This window comes from Phyllobacterium sp. P5_D12, assembly GCF_054049495.1.
The window spans coordinates 1-1,595 of the sequence record NZ_JBFUMG010000786.1 but is presented as its reverse complement, the minus strand read 5'-3'; the positions used below and the strand labels follow the sequence as shown (position 1 = coordinate 1,595).

General features: G+C 53.4%; 2 protein-coding genes. Both read right to left on the bottom strand.

Going from position 1 to position 1,595, the window contains the following annotated elements:
• Positions 1-395, bottom strand: a 395-nt coding sequence (locus ACXJ5O_RS26410) for a hypothetical protein (RefSeq protein ID WP_457302493.1), incomplete at its 3' end; no start/stop codon positions are given.
• 354 nt (positions 396-749) lie between these two features.
• Entirely contained in the window at positions 750-1,511 is a 762-nt protein-coding gene (locus ACXJ5O_RS26405) for a polysaccharide deacetylase family protein (RefSeq protein ID WP_457302494.1), read from the bottom strand.
• Between the last annotated feature and the right edge of the window lie 84 nt (positions 1,512-1,595).

The window sequence follows — 1,595 nt, the reverse complement described above, 5'->3', positions numbered from 1 at the left end:
GTGTTCAACCGCATGGTCTCGTCATCGGCGCCAGGATCGAGCTTAAACGCTGCATCCATTTTCAGGTTGGGGTCAATCACCTGTGTCGGTGCTGACGCCTTTCCCTCGGGAAGAAAATGCACGCGCAAAGCGTTTGCTGCAGCGGCTCGCACCTCAAGCACATCCTTCTGCAATTGCACGTCAAAGCCGCCTGGCCTTGCTGTGATGGTGCCGTCTTTTATCAGTATGGCGTCGACCGGCGGTTCGACAGTCGTTCCGACCTCGCCGCCGGGCTCATCTTTATGCTCAGGCAAACTAGCAAACGTGCTGGCATCCGGTGCAGGTTTTGAATCGTTGCAACCTGCGAGACCCGGCAACAACATCAAGCTCAGAATAGAAATTTGAATACGGTTCAAGATAGTTCCTCCTCGAATCAAGGTGAGGCAAACCAGACATTTCGACGGGAAATCAATGAGATGTGCAGCTACGTCCAAACGTGCGGCGCCGTTGCGCGGTTGGCCGCGTCGGCACAATTGCGCATCAAATATTGATCCAGCTCTGGTGTGGTTCTGTCTTTTAAAAATGGTTCGCTAAAAAATGAACTGCGCGGATGTATCCGCAAAAATCATATGAATTTTTATATCTTCATGCGGATGAACCCCTCCCAAGGTGTCGCTCAATGAGCGTTCCGCAACGAACACAATACAGACAAGCCTGTCAATTATCCCAAAGTCTAGATATTTCGATAGTCGTATAAATATCAACGATGGTTAGACGCCTGGCCTTACTGGCTGCTCGCTCTCCTGAACATCTTGAAGGCGCGCAAAATGGAAGCCCTTTTGTTTCAGGGCAAGAATGCCTTTGACGACTCCCTCTCCTGCTGCTCGCGTCGGCTGGTTCACATGGGCGATGATCACGTCGCCATCCTTGGCGGCTGCGATGCGCTTCTCAACCTGGCCGGCCAACAACGAGGCACCCATGTCGGCGTTCAGGGAATATCCGGCCACCCGATACCCCATCTGATGGGCGAGTGTTATCGCATCGTCGCTGTAGCGAGCCGTTGCGTCGCGATACCAGGCCGGCTTCGTCAGTGTTGCTGCAATCATCGCATTCGCACCGCCTTCAATCTCGGTGCGGATAGCAGGCAGAGATCCTGCCGTCTTCAGGCCGAACATCTTGGGCTGGTTGTCTATGGCCGGGATATGGTTAAGCCCATGATTTTCCAGTTCAAACAGGTCTGCGTGCGCTTTCATAATCGCCACTGAAGCAGCATTGTGCCTGAGCCAGCGGCCGGTGACAAAGATTGTCGCTGGAATATGGTTTTCAACCAACGCATTGAGAATGCGCAGATCCGTCTGGCCGGAACAGGCATCCAGCGTCAGGGCGACTTGCGGTGTTGCATCGCCGCCTTTGGTGATGAAAAGCTTGGGCTCTACAAAGTGGGGATGTTCCTTGGCTGCTGCCGTGACGACGGAAGAGCAAAGAACAATTGCAGTGATGATTGCCGACGTTGAGCGCACGATTTTTGCCATGGATTGAGGAGTTTCGCGCGAACAAGGCGCGCGAAACCAAGCATATTTATGGCAGACGTGGTTCAGACACTCTTCGCCTTTGCC

Bases quoted from the DNA above. Each gene is read 5' to 3' on its own strand.
- ACXJ5O_RS26405 (WP_457302494.1), bottom strand. From the start codon at position 1,511: ATGGCAAAAATCGTGCGCTCAACGTCGGCAATCATCACTGCAATTGTT.